28 protein-coding genes are annotated in these 21845 nt (G+C 46.0%); 25 read left to right on the forward strand and 3 right to left on the reverse strand.

Features of this window, described 5'->3' with window-relative positions:
* Positions 1–57: 57 nt before the first annotated feature.
* A complete protein-coding gene (locus tag QVO66_RS09040; protein ID WP_021855158.1) occupies positions 58–1026 on the reverse strand; it encodes a sodium bile acid symporter family protein in 969 nt (322 codons plus the stop codon).
* A gap of 196 nt (positions 1027–1222) precedes the next feature.
* On the opposite strand from QVO66_RS09040, the gene QVO66_RS09045 reads away from it, so the two are divergent.
* Together QVO66_RS09045 and trpS are read left to right on the forward strand one after the other, a co-directional pair.
* Positions 1223–2422: a mechanosensitive ion channel family protein gene (locus QVO66_RS09045; RefSeq protein ID WP_021855159.1), complete on the forward strand. Its 1200-nt coding sequence runs from the start codon at positions 1223–1225 to the stop codon at positions 2420–2422.
* 654 nt (positions 2423–3076) lie between these two features.
* Positions 3077–4168, forward strand: coding sequence for a tryptophan--tRNA ligase (trpS, locus tag QVO66_RS09050; RefSeq protein ID WP_021855160.1), 1092 nt, complete (start codon positions 3077–3079; stop codon positions 4166–4168).
* 109 nt (positions 4169–4277) lie between these two features.
* On the opposite strand, the gene QVO66_RS09055 is transcribed toward trpS, so the two are convergent.
* A complete protein-coding gene (locus tag QVO66_RS09055) occupies positions 4278–5978 on the reverse strand; it encodes a leucine-rich repeat domain-containing protein (RefSeq protein ID WP_021855161.1) in 1701 nt (566 codons plus the stop codon).
* A gap of 45 nt (positions 5979–6023) precedes the next feature.
* Positions 6024–7589: a hypothetical protein gene (locus QVO66_RS09060; RefSeq protein WP_021855162.1), complete on the reverse strand. Its 1566-nt coding sequence runs from the start codon at positions 7587–7589 to the stop codon at positions 6024–6026.
* Between the two features lie 246 nt (positions 7590–7835).
* Between QVO66_RS09060 and QVO66_RS09065 the strand changes: the two genes are divergently transcribed.
* The 23 genes from QVO66_RS09065 (at position 7836) to rplR (ending at position 21842) form a co-directional block, all read left to right on the forward strand.
* Complete coding sequence (locus tag QVO66_RS09065; RefSeq protein WP_021855163.1) at positions 7836–9335, forward strand: helix-turn-helix domain-containing protein; 1500 nt, start codon at positions 7836–7838, stop codon at positions 9333–9335.
* Between the two features lie 623 nt (positions 9336–9958).
* Positions 9959–10276 (forward strand): DUF3467 domain-containing protein, encoded by a 318-nt coding sequence (locus QVO66_RS09070; RefSeq protein ID WP_021855164.1) that lies wholly within the window; start codon positions 9959–9961, stop codon positions 10274–10276.
* A gap of 249 nt (positions 10277–10525) precedes the next feature.
* Positions 10526–10906: a 30S ribosomal protein S12 gene (gene rpsL / locus QVO66_RS09075; RefSeq protein ID WP_021851960.1), complete on the forward strand. Its 381-nt coding sequence runs from the start codon at positions 10526–10528 to the stop codon at positions 10904–10906.
* Positions 10907–11052: 146 nt separating this feature from the next.
* Positions 11053–11529: a 30S ribosomal protein S7 gene (rpsG, locus tag QVO66_RS09080; protein ID WP_021855165.1), complete on the forward strand. Its 477-nt coding sequence runs from the start codon at positions 11053–11055 to the stop codon at positions 11527–11529.
* Between the two features lie 24 nt (positions 11530–11553).
* Positions 11554–13671 (forward strand): elongation factor G, encoded by a 2118-nt coding sequence (gene fusA / locus QVO66_RS09085; protein ID WP_021855166.1) that lies wholly within the window; start codon positions 11554–11556, stop codon positions 13669–13671.
* A 116-nt stretch (positions 13672–13787) separates the two neighbouring features.
* Positions 13788–14093 carry a 30S ribosomal protein S10 gene (gene rpsJ / locus QVO66_RS09090; RefSeq protein ID WP_009228666.1) on the forward strand — a complete coding sequence of 102 codons (306 nt, stop codon included), beginning with the start codon at positions 13788–13790 and terminating at the stop codon, positions 14091–14093.
* Positions 14094–14117: 24 nt separating this feature from the next.
* Positions 14118–14732 (forward strand): 50S ribosomal protein L3, encoded by a 615-nt coding sequence (gene rplC, locus QVO66_RS09095; RefSeq protein ID WP_021855167.1) that lies wholly within the window; start codon positions 14118–14120, stop codon positions 14730–14732.
* Positions 14732–15361, forward strand: a complete 630-nt coding sequence (gene rplD / locus QVO66_RS09100; RefSeq protein ID WP_021855168.1) for a 50S ribosomal protein L4 — start codon at positions 14732–14734, stop codon at positions 15359–15361. Before rplC ends, rplD begins: the two co-directional genes overlap by 1 nt.
* Positions 15362–15375: 14 nt before the next feature.
* Positions 15376–15669, forward strand: coding sequence for a 50S ribosomal protein L23 (gene rplW / locus QVO66_RS09105; protein WP_021855169.1), 294 nt, complete (start codon positions 15376–15378; stop codon positions 15667–15669).
* Positions 15670–15676: 7 nt separating this feature from the next.
* Entirely contained in the window at positions 15677–16501 is an 825-nt protein-coding gene (gene rplB, locus QVO66_RS09110) for a 50S ribosomal protein L2 (protein WP_021855170.1), read from the forward strand.
* A 21-nt stretch (positions 16502–16522) separates the two neighbouring features.
* Positions 16523–16789, forward strand: coding sequence for a 30S ribosomal protein S19 (gene rpsS / locus QVO66_RS09115; protein ID WP_021855171.1), 267 nt, complete (start codon positions 16523–16525; stop codon positions 16787–16789).
* Between the two features lie 34 nt (positions 16790–16823).
* Complete coding sequence (rplV, locus tag QVO66_RS09120) at positions 16824–17228, forward strand: 50S ribosomal protein L22 (RefSeq protein WP_021855172.1); 405 nt, start codon at positions 16824–16826, stop codon at positions 17226–17228.
* Positions 17229–17236: 8 nt separating this feature from the next.
* Positions 17237–17956 carry a 30S ribosomal protein S3 gene (rpsC, locus tag QVO66_RS09125; RefSeq protein WP_021855173.1) on the forward strand — a complete coding sequence of 240 codons (720 nt, stop codon included), beginning with the start codon at positions 17237–17239 and terminating at the stop codon, positions 17954–17956.
* A gap of 14 nt (positions 17957–17970) precedes the next feature.
* Positions 17971–18399 carry a 50S ribosomal protein L16 gene (rplP, locus tag QVO66_RS09130; protein WP_021855174.1) on the forward strand — a complete coding sequence of 143 codons (429 nt, stop codon included), beginning with the start codon at positions 17971–17973 and terminating at the stop codon, positions 18397–18399.
* 2 nt (positions 18400–18401) lie between these two features.
* On the forward strand, positions 18402–18596 hold the full coding sequence (gene rpmC / locus QVO66_RS09135; protein WP_021855175.1) for a 50S ribosomal protein L29: 195 nt from the start codon (positions 18402–18404) through the stop codon (positions 18594–18596).
* Between the two features lie 2 nt (positions 18597–18598).
* Positions 18599–18865, forward strand: coding sequence for a 30S ribosomal protein S17 (gene rpsQ / locus QVO66_RS09140; RefSeq protein WP_082335262.1), 267 nt, complete (start codon positions 18599–18601; stop codon positions 18863–18865).
* 2 nt (positions 18866–18867) lie between these two features.
* Complete coding sequence (rplN, locus tag QVO66_RS09145; RefSeq protein WP_021855177.1) at positions 18868–19233, forward strand: 50S ribosomal protein L14; 366 nt, start codon at positions 18868–18870, stop codon at positions 19231–19233.
* Between the two features lie 18 nt (positions 19234–19251).
* On the forward strand, positions 19252–19572 hold the full coding sequence (rplX, locus tag QVO66_RS09150; protein ID WP_021855178.1) for a 50S ribosomal protein L24: 321 nt from the start codon (positions 19252–19254) through the stop codon (positions 19570–19572).
* Positions 19572–20126, forward strand: a complete 555-nt coding sequence (gene rplE, locus QVO66_RS09155) for a 50S ribosomal protein L5 (protein WP_021855179.1) — start codon at positions 19572–19574, stop codon at positions 20124–20126. Before rplX ends, rplE begins: the two co-directional genes overlap by 1 nt.
* Before the next feature lie 5 nt (positions 20127–20131).
* Positions 20132–20434 (forward strand): 30S ribosomal protein S14, encoded by a 303-nt coding sequence (rpsN, locus tag QVO66_RS09160; protein WP_021855180.1) that lies wholly within the window; start codon positions 20132–20134, stop codon positions 20432–20434.
* A gap of 66 nt (positions 20435–20500) precedes the next feature.
* Positions 20501–20896: a 30S ribosomal protein S8 gene (gene rpsH / locus QVO66_RS09165; protein WP_021855181.1), complete on the forward strand. Its 396-nt coding sequence runs from the start codon at positions 20501–20503 to the stop codon at positions 20894–20896.
* A 16-nt stretch (positions 20897–20912) separates the two neighbouring features.
* Complete coding sequence (rplF, locus tag QVO66_RS09170; protein WP_021855182.1) at positions 20913–21479, forward strand: 50S ribosomal protein L6; 567 nt, start codon at positions 20913–20915, stop codon at positions 21477–21479.
* Positions 21480–21497: 18 nt separating this feature from the next.
* Positions 21498–21842, forward strand: a complete 345-nt coding sequence (gene rplR / locus QVO66_RS09175) for a 50S ribosomal protein L18 (protein ID WP_021855183.1) — start codon at positions 21498–21500, stop codon at positions 21840–21842.
* Positions 21843–21845: the final 3 nt, after the last annotated feature.

Consider the following 21845-nt stretch of genomic DNA (forward strand, 5'->3'; position numbering starts at 1 on the left):
AGTCTATAAAGGTGTGTTACTGATATTTCTTAGGTTTTATCCGGATGCAGCCGGCCATCACTTGTTTTCATTCTTGCTCTCTTCCTGCTTTCTGTGCTGATAAAGCTGATAAGAGTTTATCACGTTGTGCCATATGCTGTAGAAGCCGCCGGCTACTGCCGTTATCGGTGTGAAGAAGGTGTATCCCATCCATATTGCCAGCACGGTGTTCTTTTGTCCAAGCGACTGTCCTGCCGTAATCTTGTCGTTGTATAACGCACCTACCTTGCGTCCGAGCCAGAACTGGAGCAGACAGCTGATAAGCGATGCTGCCACTAGGCCGAGTTCGGTGGCAATGGCCACGTCGGCATGAACAATGGTGCGTGTCGTGACGGTCATGGCCAGCGTAAGCGCAACTGCCCAAAGATAGAAGCTCAGGTCGCTGTAGTGAGATATCGTGAAGTGGAGTCTTGGCGAAAGATATCTCAGCAGGATGGCAGCCAGCAGGGGCAGAAGCAGCAACGGGAACACCTTGCCGAGTATCAGCATTGCCGAATTAAGTATGCCGAGCTCCGGATTGGGATGTACATACGGCACAAGTGCCGGTATGAATGCCGCCGTAATGATGTTTATCAGTATAGTGTATGTGGTTATGTGGTTAACATTTCCGCCAAGTTTTTTTGTTATCACCGCACCGGCCGTGGCCGTAGGACATATTAGGCATATCATGGCACCCTCGAGCACAATGCGCAGTCCGCTGTGCGGCATGAGCATAAGCGCTACGGCTATGGCTGTGAATGTGCCGGCCTGGAAGAGCAGCAGCCACGGATGCCACTTGCACAGGCGGAGCTTCTTGGGGTTCACCTTGCAGAATGTGATAAACAGCATGGCAAATATCAGCATGGGCTGCAGCAGCTCGATGGCTTTGAGGGCAAAGTGGTGAGTAGGTTGCAGCGCGGGTATTGCCGTGTAGACAAAATAGGCAGCAATGCCGGTAATGATGGCGATGATAAGCGTCCAGTCTTTTAAGAATTTGATGATTTTCATTTTGTATTTTCTTTCAGTCAGGCAAACTTACTACTTTTTCCGCAATCTTGTCAATATTTTTTGCTTTTTGTTTATATCTTAGGTGCCATATTCCTTTATATATGTTCCGGCAGTATAATCTAGGCATACTTTTGTTCGTTTATTTCGGCGTTATTTCTTAAATTTGTGCCAAATTGAAGATATACAGAAAAGTCAGATGGATAGATTAGATGATTATATATTAAGTTTTCTCCGCCACACAGCCGGTGTGTCCGAGAGCGTTTTGTCGTGGGTATATCCGCTCACGGCCCTGTTTGCCATAGGTCTTGTTTCGTATCTCTGCACGGCGCTGTTCCGCTATGTTGTAATGCCGGCAGTGCAGAAGCTTACCGAGCGCACCAAGGCCACATGGGACGACTATCTGTTCAACGACCGTGTGATGAAAGCCTTCCGCCGCATCATACCTCCCGTGTTGTGGTATGTCCTGCTGCCGTTTGCCTTTGCTGCTGACAGCAGTGTGCTGCCCGTGCTGCTCAAGGCCTGCAACATCTACCTTGTGGTGGTGTCGCTGTTCTTTATAAGCGAGTTTCTCCATTCGCTCTACGAGATATCCAGCGAGCACCAGAAGCTGCGTAACCGGCCGCTGAAGGGTATCTATCAGATGTTCAACCTCATGGCCGTTGTGGTGGGCTTCATCCTCGTGGTGAGCATCATCGTCAACAAGAGTGCCGGCACCGTGCTTGCCGGTCTTGGCGCTTCTGCTGCCATCATCATGCTGATTTTCAAGGACACCATCCTCGGTCTTGTGGCCGGCGTGCAGCTTACGGCCAACGATATGCTGCGTCCGGGCGACTGGATAACCATGAACAAGTATGGCGCCAACGGATATGTAAGGGAAGTGTCGCTCACCACTGTCAAGGTGCAGAACTTCGACAAGACCATCACCACCATACCGCCTTATCTGCTCGTGAGCGACTCGTTTCAGAACTGGCGCGGCATGCGCGAGGCGGGCGGACGCCGACTGAAGCTGTCGGTCAACATCGACGCCAACACCGTACACTTCTGTTCGCCTGACGAACTGCGCAGCTACGAAGAGAAAGGATATATAGCCAAAGGCCAGTATGACTCTGCTGACAGGCCCGTTGCCAACACGCAGGTGTACCGCAACTTTATGATGGACTTCATGTCGCGCCACCCCAACGTCAACAAAGACCTTATGATAATGGCACGCATGCTTCAGCCCACGCCCGAGGGCCTGCCTCTCGAGCTTTACTGCTTCTCGGTGTTCCCCGACTGGAAACCCTTCGAGCTGTTTCAGGGTGAGGTGCTCGACTATGCCATCGTTATGGCGTCAGAGTTCGGCCTGCGCATCTTCCAGCGTCCTGCCGGCAGCGATCTTGGCTCGCCCGTAGCCTGATGCCGGCCTGATGTGCTGTGGCTTGTGCCTGATGCAGGTGCCGGTGTCGTGTTGTTATGTCATCTCATTGCGCCGCAACCCTTTCATAGTGTCATCTGCATTATGTTCAGAAAAATAGCTGAAACAGCCGCAATACATCTCCTGATTATAGCTGATGCCGTGCCGAATGGGGCGTGTGGTGCGGCGCTTATAGCGTATTCGCACTAAAGCCCTGCCTTTCTCCGTGTGTAAAAGGCAGGGTTTTGTATGCTCAAAGGCCGTCTTCTGTTTGCTAAAAGACTACGTTTTGCATTGCCGTTTGCCGTGTTTTACATTGTAGCCTGCCGCCCGGCATTGCACACATTTGCCACTTTGCCCCATAAAACGCTGTAACAATGTGCTTTCTCTTTGCACACATTTTCAGGCATATTTGCGCATAAAGTATTTTATTTTCTGAAAACCGCAGAATGAGAGCCTCACGCCAAATCAATGTGTAAGCCTTGTCCTTGTTTTATGTTGCATTTGTCAAGACTGCAGCTCAATCGCTCCGGCCGTGCATCCCAATCGCACATATTGCGGCCGTGCTTGCCAAGTTTTTCGTGTTAAATAGCTGATTTTCAGAAAAAATGTGTAAGTTTGCACTTTATAAATAGCAATAAAAAAGAAAAATAGACAATGGGAAAGATAATACTTACCGGCGACCGCCCTACCGGAAAACTTCATTTGGGCCACTATGTTGGCTCGTTGCGCCGCAGGGTGGAGCTGCAGAATGAAGGCGACTTCGACCGCATGTTTGTGTTCATTGCCGATGTTCAGGCACTTACCGACAATGCCGACAACCCCGAAAAGGTCAGACAGAACATCATCGAGGTGGCTCTCGACTATCTTTCGGCAGGACTCGACCCCGAAAAGGTTACGCTCTTTGTGCAGTCGATGATACCCGAGCTGGCCGAGCTGACGGTGTATTACATGAACCTTGTCACCGTGTCGCGCCTTCAGCGCAACCCTACGGTGAAGACCGAGATACAGATGCGCAACTTCGAGACGAGCATCCCCGTGGGCTTCTTCACATATCCTATAAGCCAGGCTGCCGACATTACGGCCTTCAAGGCCACTACGGTGCCTGCCGGCGAAGACCAGGAGCCTATGCTCGAGCAGACGCGCGAGATAGTGAAGCGCTTCAACAATATATACGGCGACGTGCTTGTTGAGCCTAAGATAATGCTGCCCACCAACTCGGTGTGCTGCCGCCTGCCGGGAACCGACGGCAAGGCCAAGATGAGCAAGAGCCTCGGCAACTGCATCTATCTGTCTGACACGCCCAAGGACATGCAGCAGAAGGTGAAGAGTATGTATACCGACCCGGGACACCTGCGCGTGGAAGACCCCGGAAAGGTGGAGGGCAACACGGTGTTTACATACCTCGAGGCGTTCAGCACGCCCGACGACTTTGCCGAATACTGGCCTGAGTATAAGAGCCTCGACGAGTTGAAAGACCACTACCGCCGCGGCGGACTGGGCGACATGAAGTGCAAGAAGTTCCTCATAAAGGTGCTCGACCGCCAGCTTGAGCCTATCCGTCAGCGCCGCCATGAGTTTGAACAGGACATCCCGGAGGTTTACAACATCCTGAAGAAAGGCTCAGAGGCTGCCCGCGAGGTGGCAGCGCAGACTCTGCACGACGTGCGCGAGGCCATGCGCATCAACTATTTTGACGACCTCGACCTTATCAAGGAGCAGGCTGCCAAGTATAAGGCAGGCGAGTAGGAGGCCGGTGTAGCATATAATACATACGTTAGTATAAATGACGGGCCGCATATCCTGACAATGGGGATATGCGGCCCTGCGTGATATATAAGGACTTTTATTGTAGGTGTCAGCGGTTGATTACCTTCCTGGCTGTTCCGTCGCTCATGCGTATTATGTTTATTCCGCGTGCGGGTTTTGCCAGCTTCCTTCCGTCAATGCCGTAGCGTGCCGTCTCTGTTGCGCCGGCTGCTGTCTCGCTTTCTATGCCTGACGTCTCGCTCTCCTTTATCATAAACTCCTTCCATACGTCAGCCTTTTCATATTCGGCCTTGGCTCCTTGCGGCACATACAGCAGGCAGTCCTGCGGCACGTCGCTGTCCCATCCGGCAAATGACGTGTTGTCGCATGCCGGCGGTGTGACGGCCTTGCAGTCTACTTCTGTCAGCATGTTGTAGGCAAATGCCGCATAGCCTATCGACTCGAGCGTAGACGGCAGCGTCAGCTTCGTCAGGCTTTCGCAGTTGATGAATGCCATTTGGTCGATAGTCTTCGTTCCTTCGCCTATTGTCAGCTCCTCAAGATACACCATGTAAGAGAACGCGTTGCGCGGTATCGTGGTGATAGAGCCGGGCAGAGACATCACTACCACGCCCTCGCATCCGTCGAATGCCCCTTCGCCTATGGTCTTTACGGTTTCGGGCAGGTTGATGTTTTCCATTGTGTAGCAGCTCGAAAAGGCATTTTCGCCTATGCTCTCAAGACCTTCCGGGAACACTACGTCGAGCAGTCTCATGTTGTTCTGGAATGCGTTGTCGCCTATTGTCTTCACTCCTTCAGGTATGTTCACGCTTTCAAGGTTAGAGCATCTGTCGAACATATAGTCGGGTATGGCTGTCAGACCTTCGGGCAGAACTGCAGATTTTAGTGCCGTGCAGTTGGAGAAGCATCCCTCCAGCTCGGTAACAGAGTTAGGTATCTCTATGGTTTCGAGTTTGTCGCAGTAAGAGAATGCCGAACCCTCTATGCTCTGCAGGCCGTCGTTCAGACTGACGGATGCAAGACTGCTGCACATAAAGAACGCCGACTCGTCTATCTCTTTCAGCGTTGCCGGACATTCGAGGCTGGTCAGCATGCAGCTGCTGAATGCCTCTTTGCCTATTTTTACGAGATTTTTCGGCAGTGTTATTTCTGTTATTGCCGTGCCCGAGAAGGCGTTTGCCGGTATCTCTTCGCATTCTTCAGGAAGAGTTACCGAAGTCAGCTTGCCGCAGTTTCTGAACATGCCTTTGGCCGGCATGATGCCGTTGACAAAGCTGAACGATGCAATTTGCGTCTCTGAAAAGGCGTAGCTGCGTATCTCTTTCAGACCGTCGGGCAGTGTTATCTCGCTCAGGGCGGTGCATCTCATGAATGCGCTGTCGCCCACAACCGTTGTTCCTGCCGGAAGGCTAAGGCTTTCCAACTTGTCGCAGCTGTAGAATATGCAGTTGCCCATCTCGTTGTCGTTGGTATAAAATTCCTTGTTGTTCACATAGTCGGTGTAGTAGGCTTCGCCTCCTGCCACAACCTTAGCCTCGCTCAGGTCGAGCGTTGCCAGCTTGCCTTCAGTGGGCACGTTGTCGAGGTCTATGCCTGCCATGTCGCGCAGCAATATGAAGTCGGTGCCGTTCAGGTTTCCGGTTATCTTGAGCGATGTAATGGTGTATTTGTCGCTGCCTATCTGTTCCGACAGAGTGCCTGCCGTCTCAACATTCACTGTGGTCTGTTGCGCCTGTGATATGGCCGCGATTGCTGCCATGCAGAATGTAAGTAGTAAAGCTCTTTTCATGGTTAAATCGTTTTTAGGGTCATACAATTTTATTCTTGTTCTCGTTTATCTCACGACAACCTTTCTGGCGGTTGTCTTTCCGTTGCTTAGTGTGGTGCGTATTATGTTTACGCCTCTGCCGGCCTTGCTCACCTTGCTTCCCGTTATGCTGAATATCTCTTCGCTGACAGGGCTGCCGTATTCGTCGGTCGTGGCTGCGTCTATGCCGGTGCCAGTTTCGGGTGTAACCTTCTGCATGAATATTGAGGTTGTGCCGTTGCGCTCCTCGTCCCAGCTTGTCAGGAAGTATTTTCCGTCTATCATGGCCGATGATTTCAGGTTGACTTTCTTTGTCGGAGTCTCTGTAAACTGAATTGTTTCGCAGGTCTTGTTGCCGCCGGCATCATATATGTCGAGCAGTGAGTTCACCGCCTTTGTTGCGCCGTCGAGTTTCTGATAGAACAGGGCAGCGTTGCCGTTGCCGGCGTCCTGCACGCTGTAGAACGAGTACATGTCGCCGTTCTGCATGGCGGCCACCTCTATGTTGCCTTCCGGCAGTGCCTGTCCGTCGGTGGTGTATCTTTTCATGTAGAGTCCCTGAGTGTTTGAGTTGTTTTTGTCAAACTGCTGGTATGCGCAAGCGAAGGTGTTGTCGCTGCTGATGTATGCCACGGCTGGCTGTGCTCCGCCATAGTTGCCGTCGTTGAGGATTATGCCTCCGGGCTTGCCGTCGAAAGCCGTTTTTCCGTTACTCCTGACATAGACAAACGCACTGTTGAAGTTTGCGTCCATGCATGTTATCAGTGCTCCGTTGTCGGGTCCGGGCACAATCTTTAGCACTTCCCATGGCTTAGGCGATGCAAGTCCGCCGTTGAACACCGTCTCGTCCTCTTCCGTAAGGCTTTCCCCGTTGCCGTCAATGAGCTTGGTCTTCAGCGAACTGCTCTCATATATATAGGTAAGAAGGGCGTTGTCGCCGTCGCTTTTTGTCACAAAGGGGTAGGGGGTGCTCTTGTAGGTAGTCTCCACGGCTGTCTTCTGCCATATAGAGTTGCCGTCCTTGTCGAGTCTTTCAATGGCTATGCAGTCTTTTTGTGCGTTGTCGTCGCGATACATGTAGGCGCATATACATCCGCCGTCGTCGAGCGCACATATGCTTAGTCCGACCTGTGTTGCAAAACCCTTGCCGCTGTTGAGCACGGTTCCGTCCCATAGCTGCCTGCCGTCTGGCGCATATTTATATATGGTGTATGTATTCAGCTTGCTGTCAGGAGCAGTTCTGAAGTCCTGCACGCCGACAAACGCCTGTCCGTCTTTGTCGAGAGCCAGATGCTGGTTGTAGGCTGACCACACTTTGTTGGCTTCCTGTGAGATGATTTTTCCGCCCCTCTCCATAACCTTGTTGCCGTCTTTATCTATTATTTGCAGGCGCATGCCCAGGGTTCCGTTCATGTTTGTGATGAAGAAGACATAGGTTACTCCGTCCTTGTTCGTGGCCACTTCGTTTTCGTCAAAGGCCAGTCCTGTCGGCGTAATCTGAGTGTTCTTGCCTAAGTCGGTTGTCCATTGGGCGCGTGTCATGCCCGCTATGAATATTATTACTGCAGTAAGGAGTATTATTCTTCTTTTCATGACAGATGGTTTTAAGGGTTATACATAATAAAGTTATCTAAAAACAAAAGTAATACTTGTTTCATATATAGTGGCTGACGTAGAGGTCTTTCGCAAATATACGCCTAATAATGTTTTTGTGCAATAGCCGGATGCTCCAAATGTTTGCTATTTCATGAAATAACAAAAGAAATGCTTTAAATTTGCCTGCGTATGCCCGGATTTTGATTATAATTCTTATATTTGCCGATACAAAAAGTCTCAGTTATGAATATTATCGCCGTCATTGCAGCTGCCTTGCTGCTGATTATTCCTTGTTCCGGTAGCCTTGCTGCCGGAAACAGCCGTGCTGCAGAGATTGCAGAGACGGCGCAGAAGGATTATTATTCAGGCGAATATTTTGATGCTCTCGAAGGATTCATAACCGGCCTGAAGGTTGCACGCGACGAGAAGGACAGTCTGTCGCTCATGATATGCACCGGATATATAAGCAACATATACAATTGCTTCAACGACTACAGCAGCAGTCTGGCTTATCTGCTTGAGGGATACGAGGTTGCCCGGATGTGCAACAATGAGAATATGAATGCCCGCTTCCTTTCAAACATTGTAAGTACGTGCTGCCGGTTGGGCGATGTTAAGAGCGCGGAGAAATATTATGCCCTTGAAGAGAAGGTCGCTATGAATGACCGGGACGAGAACGACTATTATCTCCTTTATAATAAGGCACGCATCATGCAGGCCGGAGGGAGATTCAATGAGGCCTTGCAGATGCATCACAGACTGTTGGACATGGCTAAGAGACGCGGCATGGCTGAGTTGTATTCACTTATTCAGTATAGCGAGATAGGCAATGTGCTTGTCAGGCTTGGCCGGTATTCAGAGGCACGCAAATATGGCGAGATGTGCATGAGCCTGTCGGGAAGACTTAGCGACGACGACCTAAAGATTAATGCGTATAATATTATGGCAGGAGCCTGCAAGGGACTTGGGCAGGCTGACCAATATGCCTTGTATCATTCTAAGGCGCTGGCTCTTACTGATTCTGTATTTAATCCTAAACGTTTCTATATGGTGCGCAACCGTCTTGACGTTTATCGCGACAGTGTGGCCGGCGAGCGTATAACGATGCTGAACGGTATAGTTACACGGCAGTCGGATGCGATGCTCCTGCTTATTCTTCTTGTTGTTGTTATGTTTGCTGTGTCTGGTGCGGTGTGGTATGCTTACCGCAGACAGGCAAAAACTAAGGGTGCTTTGCCTGAAAAGGCTGTTGCTTCCGACTGTGACATGCTTCCTGGTGATTGTATGCCAGTAGAGTCGGTGTTGTTGACTGTAGAGGCTGCTGCACCTGTACAACTATCAGAAACTGATTCTGCTGTTGAAGAGCAGTGCCTTATGAGTCGTGAGCAGGCCGAAGCTTTATATGAGAAAATAGAACAGGCATTTAATGATGTTGCAGTTATATCAGAACCCGAATTCAGTTTGGGCACCTTGTCGCAGTTGGTAGGCTCTAATATGAAATATGTGTCGTGGGTGATAAACAGTTTTTATGGTAAAAACTTTAAGACTATCCTTAATGAGTGTCGTGTGCGTGAGGCATGTATCAGACTGGGCGACACAGAGCGTTATGGCAACATCACTATTCAGGGAATATATGAAAGTCTGGGATACCGCAGTGCATCAAGTTTTAACCGGGCTTTCAGACAAGTTACCGGCATGTCGCCATCAGCCTTTCTTAAGCAGGCCCAGGTAGAAAAGGTGTAGCGGGGCAGAGGCAAATGCTGTTTTGTGCGACTTCATATTGCTGATGTTGTCTTTCTGTTGTGAGCGCGATGACCGGCAGTTGTGTTTTATTATATGTAGACGGACGTCGGGCGTTAGGTTAAAATGGCGTTGTCTGATTGTGATTTATTTAACGCTTAATGCACATTCCTGATCTTTAGCTAATGTCTTTTTCGTGTTGTGTTTGCAGTCTCCTTCCTTAATTGTTTATGCCGTTTATGAATGTGATTTTGGACCGGTGCTGGCTTTATGTATGCCATGTGGTATGTTGAAAATTTATGACTTTGTTGCGCAGAATATTTATTTTAATGTTTTTGTTACCAAAAATATATCTGTTATTGCTTGTTTTTCTGCCAAAAAGGTTTATCTTTGCATTACTTTCTATCAGGCTCCGTGATGAGCATAAGTAAGGCTGCATGCTTGTGGCTGCAATGCTTAGAATAACGTATGCCGGTATTCTAAAAAATTAATCCGGTTAAATAGGCGGCTGTAGATGCTGTCTTAAAATTCAGGCGGAAGATACTGACTGATGGCTACAGGTGATGAGCTGTATGCCGAGAAACAGAGATATGAAACTTTATACATTAATATAATAATACAAAGAAATGGAAAACAAAAATAACAATCAGGGTCAGTTTCAAGTAGATCTGCCCGCAGATGTATCACAGGGACAATACGCAAACTTTGCTATTATAACACACTCTAGTTCTGATTTTGTGCTCGACTTTGCCCGCATCCTTCCCGGTGTACCCAAGGCAACAGTTAAGTCACGTGTGATTCTTGCTCCTGAGCATGCAAAGCGTCTGCTTATGGCTCTTCAGGACAATATCGTAAGATATGAGAATGCTTTCGGTCAGATAAAGATTCCGCAGCAGGAAAAAGGCACTATTGCACCTTTCCACATTAATAAGGGTGAAGCCTAATTTTTCATCTCAGAAGAATTGATAAGTGTCTACAAGTGCATTTAAATAAGCATATTGTAGTTAATTTATTTTAATAAAGCCTATATTGTGCAAATTTTATGCCGATATAGGCTTTTTGGATTCTTTATAATTATGTAATTTAAAGAATTATTCTTACCTTTGCAGCCCAAATCGGTCTATGTTCTATTGGCCGTATTACAATAATAAGAAAATAACAAAACAAAATATATAACTAAAAATTTAACAACAATGCCTACAATTCAACAATTGGTAAGAAAAGGTAGAAAGGCGCTTGTTGACAAGAGCAAATCACCGGCTTTGGATTCATGTCCTCAGCGTCGTGGTGTTTGTGTTCGTGTTTACACAACAACCCCTAAGAAACCTAATTCGGCAATGCGTAAAGTTGCCCGTGTCCGTTTGACAAACCAGAAGGAAGTTAACTCTTACATACCGGGAGAGGGACACAACCTTCAGGAGCACTCTATCGTACTCGTACGTGGCGGTCGTGTAAAGGACCTTCCTGGTGTACGTTATCACATCGTTCGTGGTACTCTTGATACAGCTGGTGTAGCAAACCGTACACAGCGTCGTTCTAAGTATGGCGCAAAGCGTCCTAAGGCTAAGAAATAATCGTTAAAAGCCAGTTTTTAGGACATAATTGACATTTTATTAACGTTTTGCTGGAGAATTGTTATAAAGGTTGAGTAAGCAGTTCTGGTGAGAACGCTGAAGAACAAGAGAACAGCCCCATGCAGAATTAATTTCAAAACAAAGAAATGAGAAAAGCAAAACCAAAGAAGCGCGTGGTCCTTCCGGATCCCGTTTACAATGACCAGAAAGTCTCAAAATTCGTTAACCATCTGATGTATGATGGAAAGAAAAATACTTCTTATGAGATTTTCTACAAAGCATTAGACACAGTAAAAGAGAAAATGGCTAGCGAGGAAAAGTCTGCTCTTGAAATATGGAAGGCAGCCCTCGACAATATTACTCCTCAGGTTGAGGTTAAGAGCCGTCGTATCGGTGGTGCTACATTCCAGGTTCCTACAGAAATCCGTCCTGACCGTAAGGAGAGCATCTCTATGAAGAATATGATTAACTATGCACGCAAGCGCGGCGGTAAGACAATGGCCGACAAGCTCGCTGCTGAAATCATGGATGCTTATAACAATCAGGGTGGCGCATTCAAGCGTAAGGAAGATATGCACCGCATGGCTGAGGCTAACCGTGCATTCGCTCACTTCAGATTTTAATAATACAGACAGGTAAAAAGAATCATGGCAAAGCAAGATTTACATTTGACCCGTAATATCGGTATTATGGCTCACATCGATGCCGGTAAGACAACAACTTCTGAGCGTATCCTTTTCTATACAGGTAAAACTCATAAGATTGGTGAGGTTCACGATGGTGCTGCTACAATGGACTGGATGGCTCAGGAGCAGGAGCGTGGTATTACTATCACATCTGCTGCCACCACTTGCTACTGGCACTATGACAACAAGCAGTTCAAGATTAACCTGATTGACACTCCGGGACACGTTGACTTCACTGCTGAGGTTGAGCGTTCTCTGCGTGTTCTTGACGGAGCTGTTGCTACATATTGCGCTGTAGGCGGTGTACAGCCTCAGTCTGAAACTGTATGGCGTCAGGCTGACAAATATAATGTTCCCCGTCTCGGCTATGTAAACAAGATGGACCGTTCTGGTGCTGACTATTTTGACGTTCTGCGTCAGATGAAGGAAGTGCTTGGCGCTAATCCTGTTTCTCTCGTTGTTCCTATCGGAAGTGAGGAGACTTTCAAAGGTATCGTAGATCTTATCAAGATGAAGGCTATCCTTTGGCACGATGAGACTATGGGCGCTGAATTTGAGGTTGCTGAGATTCCTGCTGACCTTAAGGACGAAGCTGAAGAGTGGAGAGGAAAACTCCTTGAAAGCGCAGCTGAGTTCGATGAGTCTTTGATGGAAAAATACTTTGAGGATCCTAACTCAATAACAGAAGAGGAAATCATTGCTGCTATCCGTAAGGGTACTTTGGCTATGGAATGTACTCCTGTTATCTGTGGTTCTTCATTCAAGAATAAGGGTGTTCAGACCCTGCTCGACTATGTATGTGCATTCCTGCCTTCTCCTGTTGATACTCCTAACATCGTTGGTACAAACCCGACAACAGGTGAGGAAGAAGACCGTAAGCCGTCTGAGGATGCGCCTACTTCAGCTCTTGCGTTCAAGATTGCTACTGACCCGTATGTTGGCCGTCTCGTATTCTTCCGCGTTTACTCTGGTAAGGTTGAGGCTGGTTCTTATGTTTACAACACACGTTCAGGCAAGAAGGAGCGCGTAAGCCGTCTGTTCCAGATGAACTCAAACAAGCAGGTTCCTATGGACGCTATCGATGCCGGTGATATCGGTGCTGGTGTTGGTTTCAAGGATATCCGTACAGGTGATACTCTTTGCGATGAGGCACATCCTATCGTACTCGAGTCTATGACATTCCCTGATCCTGTTATTGGTATCGCTGTTGAGCCGAAGAGCCAGGCTGACGTTGATAAGCTCGGTATCGGTCTTGCTAAGCTTGCTGAGGAAGACCCGACCTTCACTGTTCATACAGACGAGCAGAGTGGTCAGACTGTTATCTCTGGTATGGGTGAGCTTCACCTCGACATCATCCTTGACCGTCTGAAGAGAGAGTTCAAGGTTGAATGTAATCAGGGTAAGCCTCAGGTTAACTACAAAGAGGCTATCACCAAGACTGTCAACCTGCGTGAGGTTTACAAGAAGCAGAGTGGTGGTCGCGGTAAGTTCGCTGATATCATCGTTAATGTTGGTCCGGTAGACGAGGATTACAAGCAGGGCGGTCTGCAGTTCATCAATGAAGTTAAGGGTGGTAACATTCCTAAGGAATTCATTCCTTCAGTACAGAAAGGTTTCGAGTCTGCAATGAAGAATGGTGTACTTGGCGGTTATCCTATGGACAGCCTGAAGGTTACTCTTATCGATGGTTCTTTCCACCCGGTAGACTCTGACCAGTTGTCATTCGAGGTTGCAGCTATCAACGCTTACAAGAACGCTTGCGTTAAGGCAGGTCCGGTTCTGATGGAGCCTATCATGAAGCTCGAGGTTGTAACACCTGAAGAGAACATGGGTGACGTTATCGGTGACTTGAACAAGCGTCGTGGTCAGGTTGAAGGTATGGATGAGACTCGTAGCGGTGCACGTATCATCAGAGCTATGGTTCCGCTGGCAGAGATGTTCGGTTATGTAACAGCTCTCCGTACAATCACTTCTGGTCGTGCTACAAGCTCAATGGAGTATGATCACCATGCACCTCTGTCAAGCACAATTGCTAAGGCTGTGCTTGAGGAAATAAAGGGACGTACAGATCTCGTATAATCACTAAGCTGATTAAAAATACAAAAGAGAATGAGGCGTCTTGTTAGCGAATGACTCTTAACAGGCGTACCTCTTCTCTTCTTTGAAATTAATATCAATATTAATAAGATAAAATAATGAGTCAGAAAATTAGAATTAAGCTGAAGTCTTATGACCACAAATTGGTAGACAAGTCAGCAGAGAAAATTGTAAAGGCTGTGAAGGCTACAGGCGCTATCGTAAGCGGTCCTATTCCATTGCCTACTCACAAGCGTATTTTCACAGTTAACCGAAGCACATTCGTAAACAAGAAATCACGTGAGCAGTTCCAGCTCAGCGATTACAAGCGTCTTATTGACATCTACAGCTCAACAGCTAAGACCGTTGACGCTCTGATGAAGCTCGAATTGCCCAGCGGTGTTGAAGTAGAAATCAAAGTATAGTTTAATTTTTTAATATCAATTGAAATGCCAGGATTAATAGGAAGAAAAATCGGAATGACATCCGTTTTCAGTGCCGACGGCAAGAATGTGCCGTGCACTGTTATCGAAGCTGGTCCTTGTGTTGTTACTCAGGTAAAGACAGTTGAAAAAGATGGTTACAAAGCTGTTCAGTTAGGCTTTGGTGAGGCTAAGGAAAAGAACACCTCTAAACCTCTTATGGGAACTTTCAAAAAGGCTGGTACAACACCTAAGAGACACTTGGCCGAGTTCAAGTTTGATGAGGAATATAACCTCGGAGACGTTATCACGGTTGAAATTTTCAACGACGCAAACTTTGTTGACGTTGTTGGTACATCAAAAGGTAAAGGTTTCCAGGGTGTAATGAAGCGTCACGGATTCGGTGGTGTAGGACAGAGCACACACGGTCAGGACGACCGCGCACGTAAGCCGGGATCTATCGGTGCTTGTTCTTATCCTGCTAAAGTGTTCAAAGGAATGCGCATGGCCGGACAGATGGGTGGTGACAGAGTTACAACTCAAAACCTCAAAGTGTTAAAAGTAATACCGGAGCATAACCTCATCTTGGTGAAGGGTAGTGTTGCTGGTTGCAAAGGTTCAACCGTTTTAATTGAGAAATAATGGAAATTAACGTATTAAATATCAAAGGTGAAAACACTGGAAGAAAGGTTACGTTAAACGAATCTATCTTCGGAATTGAACCCAACGACCACGTTCTTTATCTCGACGTTAAGCGCTATATGGCTGCACAGCGTCAGGGAACAGCTAAGGCTAAAGAAAGAAGTGAGCATGCAGGTTCAACCCGCAAGCTTGGCCGTCAGAAGGGTGGCGGTGGCGCTCGTCGCGGTGACATCAATTCTCCGGTGCTCGTAGGTGGTGGTCGCGTATTTGGTCCTAAGCCACGTGACTACAGCTTCAAACTGAACCTCAAAGTTAAGGCTTTGGCTCGTAAGAGCGCTCTGTCTTACAAGGCTCAGGAGAATGCAATAGTAGTAGTAGAAGATTTCAATTTTGACGCTCCGAAGACTAAAGATTTTGTAAATATTACTAAAAATCTTAAAGTTGACGGCAAGAAGTTGCTTTTGGTTTTGCCGGAAGTAAATAAAAACGTATATTTGTCAGCTCGTAATTTGCAGGGCACAGAAGTTATGCTCGCATCAACAATCAATTCTTACAAAGTTTTGAATGCTGATGTTCTTGTCATGACAGAAAATTCGTTGAAGACTATCGATGAAATCTTAAATAAATAAAGGAGAAAGATAATATGGCATTTATAATAAAACCATTGGTCACTGAGAAGATGACCAAGATTACAGACAAGCAGCCTAACCGCTACGGCTTCGTTGTTCGTCCAGAGGCTGACAAACTCCAAATTAAGAAAGAAGTCGAGAGTCTGTATAATGTTACAGTAGTTGACGTGAACACTGCCCGCTATGCCGGAAAGCGCTTGAGCCGCTATACAAAGGCCGGTTTGATTAAGGGACAGAAGAACGCGTTCAAAAAAGCAATCGTTACTCTTAAAGAAGGCGAAACAATTGATTTTTACAGCAATATTTAAATAAAAAATGGCAGTACGTAAATTTAAACCGGTAACTCCGGGTCAAAGACACAAAATTATTGGTACGTTCGAGGAAATTACTGCATCCGTACCAGAGAAGTCTCTCGTTTACGGTAAACGTTCTACCGGTGGTCGAAACAATACAGGTAAGATGACTGTACGCTATATGGGCGGCGGTCATAAGAGAAAATACCGTTTGATCGACTTCAAGCGTGAGAAAGATGGTGTTCCAGCTGTAGTTAAGACAATTGAATACGATCCGAACCGTTCGGCTCGTATCGCATTGTTGTATTATGCAGATGGTGAAAAACGTTACATTATTGCTCCTAACGGACTGCAGGTAGGTGCAACTCTGATGTCAGGAAAGGACGCAGCGCCTGAGATTGGTAATACGCTTCCTTTGGCTAACATCCCCGTAGGTACTGTAATTCACAACATTGAGTTACGTCCGGGTCAGGGTGCACTGCTCGTTCGCTCGGCTGGTAATTTTGCTCAGTTGACTTCTCGTGAAGGCAGTTATTGTGTTATTAAGCTCCCTTCAGGTGAGACTCGTAAAATTCTTAGCGCATGTAAGGCTACTATTGGTAGCGTAGGTAACTCAGACCACGCTCTTGAACAGTCTGGTAAGGCTGGACGTTCACGCTGGTTGGGTCGTCGTCCTCACAACCGTGGTGTTGTTATGAACCCGCATGATCACCCGATGGGTGGTGGTGAAGGACGTCAGTCTGGAGGCCATCCTCGTTCACGCAAGGGCTTGTATGCTAAGGGTCTCAAGACAAGAGCTCCGAAGAAGCTTTCTAACAAGTATATTATTGAAAGAGCTAATAAATAATCAAGTTAACTAGAGTAAATTATGAGTCGTTCATTAAAAAAAGGTCCATACATTAACGTATCGCTCGAGAAGAAAATTCTTGCCATGAACGAAAGCGGCAAGAAGAGTGTCGTTAAGACTTGGGCTAGAGCTTCAGTGATTTCTCCTGATTTCGTGGGTCACACTGTTGCAGTTCATAACGGAAACAAATTTATCCCTGTTTATATTACCGAGAATATGGTAGGTCACAAGCTTGGTGAGTTCTCACCTACACGTAGATTTGGTGGCCATGCCGGTAATAAGAAGTAAACAGGCTAACCATTGAAAATAAAATAATAAGATAATGGGAGCAAGAAAAAAAATAGCGGCTGAAAAAAGAAAAGAAGCCCTTAAAACAATGTATTTCGCAAAGCTCAGAGGCGTACCTTCTTCTCCGCGTAAAATGCGTTATGTCGTTGACATGATCCGCGGAATGGAAGTTAACCGTGCGCTCGGCGTTCTGAGGTTCTCTAAGAAAGCTGCTGCTGCAGATGTAGAGAAGTTACTTCGTTCTGCTATCGCTAACTGGGAAACAAAAAATGACCGCAAGGCTGAAGACGGTGAGCTTTATGTATCAAAAGTATTCGTTGACGAAGGCGTTACAATGAAGCGTATGAGACCGGCACCCCAGGGTCGTGGCTATAGAATCCGTAAGCGTAGCAACCATGTTACTCTGTTTGTTGATGCTAAAACTAATGACGAAAAATAATTAATAGAATGGGACAGAAAGTTAATCCAATAAGCAACCGTCTCGGTATTATCAGGGGTTGGGATTCAAATTGGTTCGGTGGAAAGAAATTTGGTGACAACCTCGTTGAGGATATGAAAATCCGTAAATACCTTAACGAGCGTCTTGCAAAAGCAAGTGTATCTCGCATTGTTATCGAGCGTACATTGAAACTTGTTACCATAACTATTTGCACTGCCCGTCCGGGTATCGTCATTGGTAAAGGCGGACAAGATGTTGACAAGTTGAAGGAAGAGTTGAAGAAACTCTACGATAAGGAGATTCAGATCAATATTTTCGAGGTAAAGAAGCCGGAGCTCGATGCGTCTATTGTAGCTAATAACATTGCACGCCAGGTTGAGGGTAAGATTGCTTATCGTCGTGCAATTAAGATGGCTGTAGCTAACACGATGCGTGCTGGAGCTGAGGGAATCAAAGTGCAGATTACAGGTCGTCTGAACGGTGCTGAAATGGCACGTAAGGAAATGTATAAAGAAGGTCGTACTCCTTTGCATACATTCCGTGCAGATATCGACTATTGTCAGGCAGAGGCCCTCACAAAGGTTGGTCTGTTAGGTATTAAGGTTTGGATTTGCCGTGGTGAGGTTTATGGTAAGCGTGACCTCTCTCCTAACTTTGCTCAGGAAAAGCAGAGCGGACGTTCAAACGGCAAGACAAGAGTTAATCGTAAGAGAAACAATAACCGTTAAAGAAACAAGCTATCATGTTACAGCCAAAAAGAGTAAAATATAGAAGACCTCAAGACGGCCGCGGCAGAAAAGGCAACGCCCACAGAGGTACACAACTGGCTTTCGGATCATTCGGCATCAAGACTCTTGAAGCAAAATGGTTGGATAGCCGCCAGATAGAGGCAGCGCGTGTTGCTGTCAATCGTTATATGCAGCGTGAGGGTCAGGTCTGGATCCGCATATTCCCGGATAAACCTATTACACGTAAGCCTGCTGACGTACGTATGGGTAAAGGTAAGGGAGATCCCGCAGGATGGGTTGCTCCTGTTACTCCGGGACGTATCCTCTTTGAAGTTGAAGGTGTTTCTTTTGATGTTGCTAAGGAAGCATTGCGCCTTGCAGCACAGAAATTGCCTGTAAAGACAAAATTTGTTGTTAGACGTGATTACGATAAAAATGCTTAATTATGAAGATTAAAGAAGTCAGAGAACTCGAAACCAAAGACTTGGCAGAGAGATTAGAGGCCGAGATTGCTAAATATAACCAAATGAAGTTGAATCATGCAATCACACCGCTGGAGAATCCATCTCAAATTAAGGCTACTCGTCGTGATATAGCACGTATGAAAACAGAACTTCATCAGAGAGAACTTAATAAATAACAATGGTCCAGATGGAAACAAGAAATTTAAGAAAAACAAGAACGGGTGTCGTTATCAGCAACAAGATGGATAAAACCATTGTTATTGCGTCTAAGTTCAAGGAGATGCACCCGATATATGGTAAGTTTGTTCAGAAGACAAAGAAATACCATGCACATGATGAGAATAATGAGGCAAATGTAGGTGATACAGTGCTCATTATGGAGACACGTCCTTTGAGTAAGACAAAGAGATGGAGATTAGTTCAAATAATTGAAAAAGCTAAGTAATTATGATACAAGCAGAATCAAGACTTACTGTATGTGATAACAGCGGAGCTCGTGAGGCCCTTTGCATCCGTGTTTTGGGTGGAACACGCCGCCGTTATGCAAGTGTTGGTGACGTTATTGTCGTTGCTGTCAAGAACGTTATCCCGTCAAGTGATATGAAAAAGGGTGCAGTATCAAAGGCTTTGGTTGTTCGCACAAAGAAAGAAATACGTCGTGCTGACGGCTCATATATCCGTTTCGACGACAATGCTTGTGTTTTGCTGAACAATGCTGGTGAACTTCGTGGCAGCCGTATCTTCGGCCCTGTAGCTCGCGAACTCCGTGCAGTTAATATGAAAGTCGTTTCTTTGGCACCTGAGGTTCTTTAACATAAAAAGGAAAAAGTAATGAATAAGTTACATATAAAGAAAAACGATACAGTTATTGTCTTGGCCGGTGAGGACAAAGGCAAGACTGGCAAGGTGCTTAAAGTTTTAGTTGAAAAACAGCGTGCCATTGTTGAGGGTATCAACATCGTGTCTAAGAGCACAAAACCGAGTGCTAAGAATCCTCAGGGAGGAATCGTTAAGCAGGAGGCTCCGATACATATCTCAAATCTGAGTCTGATTGACCCCAAGAGCGGCAAGGCTACACGTATTTCAATTAAGAAGACAGAAGACGGTAAGAAGATCCGTATTGCTAAAAAATCAGGGGAGGAAATCAAATAATGAATACAGCTGAATTAAAGAAGGTATATGCAGAGAGCATCGCTCCTGCACTGCAGAAACAGTTTAACTATTCTTCTAAGATGCAGATTCCTGTCCTGAAGAAGATTGTAGTTAACCAGGGACTTGGAGATGCAACTCAGGATAGAAAGATCATCGAGGTTGCAATCAACGAGATTTCTACAATTACGGGTCAGAAAGCAGTTGCTACATATTCAAAGAAGGATATCGCAAACTTCAAACTCCGTAAGAAGATGCCTATCGGCGTTATGGTAACTCTTCGTCGCGAGCGTATGTATGAATTCCTTGAGAGACTCATACGTATTGCATTGCCACGTATCCGTGACTTCAAGGGTATTGAGAGCAAATTCGACGGTCGCGGAAACTATACACTTGGTATTCAGGAGCAGATTATCTTCCCTGAAATCAACATCGATTCAATCGATCGTATTCAGGGTATGAACATCACCTTCGTAACAACTGCCAAGACAGACGAGGAAGGTTATGCTCTTCTCAAAGCATTTGGTCTACCTTTCAAAAACGCTAAAAACGATTAATAGATATGGCAAAAGAATCAATGAAAGCCCGCGAGGTTAAACGTGCTAAACTCGTTGCCCGTTATGCTGAAAAACGTGCGGCTTTGAAAAAAATTATAGCTACAACAGACGATCCTGCAGAGGCTTATGAGGCTGCAAGAAAATTGCAGAGCATTCCCCGCAATGCTAATCCTATCCGTCTGCACAACCGTTGCAAGATTACAGGTCGTCCAAAGGGTTACATCCGTCAGTTTGGCCTTTCTCGTATTCAGTTCCGTGAGATGGCTTCTGCCGGTCTTATCCCTGGAGTAAAGAAGGCAAGCTGGTAATTTAGGAGATTTAGTTTTTTTATTTAATATTGTCGGGGCAGTCCCGATTAATTAAACAATTATTTTATGACAGATCCAATAGCAGATTATCTGACGAGGTTGAGAAACGCAATCATGGCTCATCACCGTGTTGTTGAAGTACCAGCTTCAAACTTGAAGAAAGAGATTACAAAGATCCTCTTCGAGAAAGGTTACATCCTTAACTACAAGTTCATTGAGGATGGACCTCAGGGTACAATTAAGGTTGCATTGAAGTATGACCCTGCAACCAAGACAAACGCAATCAAGTGTTTGAAGAGAGTGTCTACTCCAGGTTTGCGTAAGTATACTGGATACAAGGACATGCCGAGAGTTATTAACGGATTAGGTATTGCTATTTTATCTACATCCAAAGGTGTAATGACAAACAAAGAGGCTGCTGACCTTAAGATCGGTGGTGAGGTTCTTTGCTACGTTTATTAATGGAGGAAATTAGATTATGTCAAGAATTGGAAAATTGCCTATCAGCATTCCTTCAGGCGTTACAGTAACTCTCAACAATGGCGTAGTTAATGTAAAAGGTCCCAAGGGAGAACTTTCTCAGAAGGTAGACTCTTCTATCAAAGTTAAGATTGAAGATAATCATGTAATATTTGAAATTGATGAGAATAGTCCTGTAAACTACAAGCAGAAGCAGGCATTCCATGGCCTTTATCGTGCTTTGGTCAACAACATGGTTGTTGGCGTAAGCGAGGGCTATAAGAAGGAGCTTGAGCTTGTCGGTGTGGGCTATCGTGTTTCTAATCAGGGAAACATCATCGAATTCGCTTTAGGATATACACACCCGATTTTCATCCAGTTGCCTAAGGAAGTTAAGGTTGAGACAAAGTCTGAAAGAAATCAGAACCCTGTTATTATTTTGGAATCTTGCGATAAGGAATTGCTCGGACTTATTTGCGCCAAGATACGTTCGTTCCGTATGCCTGAGCCTTACAAAGGAAAAGGTATATTGTTCAAAGGCGAAGTCATCCGCAGAAAGTCTGGTAAGACTGCTGCTGCTAAGTAACTTTAATATTTTACGATCATGACAACAAAGAAAATAGAAAGACGAATAAAGATAAAGTTCAGAATTCGCAAAAGTGTAAACGGAACAGCTGAACGTCCTCGTATGAGTGTATTCCGCAGCAACAAGCAGATATATGTTCAGATTATCAATGATGTAACAGGTACAACTCTTGTTTCTGCTTCTTCACTTGGCCTTGAGACAATGCCAAAGTGCGAGCAGGCAGCCAAAGTTGGTGAACTGATAGCAAAGAAGGCTGTAGAGGCTGGAATCTCTAAGGTTGTTTTCGACCGTAACGGATACCTCTACCATGGACGTGTTAAGGAACTTGCTGATGCAGCTCGTAAAGGTGGACTTAATTTTTAATCG

Origin of the sequence: Prevotella sp. CAG:255, assembly GCF_000431195.1 — a bacterium.
GTDB classification, from domain to species: domain Bacteria; phylum Bacteroidota; class Bacteroidia; order Bacteroidales; family Bacteroidaceae; genus Prevotella; species Prevotella rara.